This is a genomic window from Pseudomonas sp. JL2, from assembly GCF_031570495.1.
GTDB lineage: Bacteria > Pseudomonadota > Gammaproteobacteria > Pseudomonadales > Pseudomonadaceae > Aquipseudomonas > Aquipseudomonas rhizophila.
This window is the reverse complement of sequence record NZ_JAKUDH010000070.1, coordinates 1-1,174: the sequence shown is the minus strand read 5'-3', so window position 1 is coordinate 1,174 and position 1,174 is coordinate 1. Positions and strand designations below refer to the sequence as shown.

The 1,174-nt window shown below is 50.2% G+C and carries 1 protein-coding gene; it reads right to left on the bottom strand.

What is annotated here, in order from left to right; all coding sequences use genetic code 11:
* A partial coding sequence (locus MKS85_RS28785; RefSeq protein ID WP_310663254.1) for a hypothetical protein occupies positions 1 to 1,019 on the bottom strand: 1,019 nt, incomplete at its 3' end.
* Between the last annotated feature and the right edge of the window lie 155 nt (positions 1,020 to 1,174).

Below are 1,174 nucleotides of genomic sequence, written 5' to 3'. Positions count from 1 at the left end.
GCGTCGGTATAGATATCGCTCATTTTCAGGTGGTCGCCCGCCGCGTTATAGGTTTTCGGTACTTTGGGTTTGATTTTTTTCGGTGCCTCTGGAAGAACGGCTTGATCGGCGTCTCGGTACTCGAAGGTGGCTTGTCCCTGAAAAGTACCAGGTAACGTGAGTTTGATAATGGGCAAAACAATGCCTGTTAGGTCATGAAAGCGTTTCTGGTCATGTTGCACCGAAACGATACCGGTATTAAGGGTATAGATGAACGCCTCGATCGGTAACTGATCAGGAATGCCCGTGGGCCATGTCGCCAATTTAGTATCGTTGGGTTTATCGAACCCGGTAGGAAAGATCAAAGGTCCCGTCAGCAAAGCTTGATAAAAAGCAGCGGCTGTGGGGGTGCTAGAGGTTTTACTGACGTCAAAGCCACAGCGTTGTTTGGATTGGGGATATCTCACGTAATGATCGCGCCACTGCTCGGCGGTGTGAATATTCTGTAAGCCGCATGGTACGCTGATTGCGGGTTGATCCTTATGGGCACCGCAACCTTTGTTAGAGCGATAGTCTGACTGACCGTCAATGGGGAAAAAGCACAGGACTTCTATCTTTAATTTATTGACGGGGGTGTCCATGTAGGGCACAAAAACATAGCCCTTATCATAGTCGAAGGCCAAGCGCTTCATATTGAAGTCCGAGCGTAGATAAGAAAATGAAGTTCCTCCTACACGTATCGCCGTGTCGCTGGGGTCCCAGGCATCATAAGGCTTGTTCTCTGAATGGCTCGTGCCACGCAATACAATCCCCGAACACAAAAAAGCCGGTCTATTGGCCGAACCGCAGTCGGTTCGGGTGTCCAGATAGCGGCGGCGCAGTTCAGCCGCCACCTCGGGGCCTTGAAGCGGTTGAGCAGGGGACGCTGCAGCGCTTGGCGATTGCTGGTTGTGATCGTAAATATCTGGCTCATGAGGGCTAAATTCCGTACAACCCAGGAATAACAGCGACGCCAAGAGCGCGACGAGTAATTTTTTCATGTTCCCACTCCATTGGTGATGTCAATGGGTTCTATTTATAAATTGACTCTTAGCACGTGCGAGAACATGCGTTGCTCCGTGCTGTTCTTGCGAACAATCGAGTAATTGATCAACACCGTTTTTCCGCTGTTTTCGCTTATCCAGGCACTGGGGAT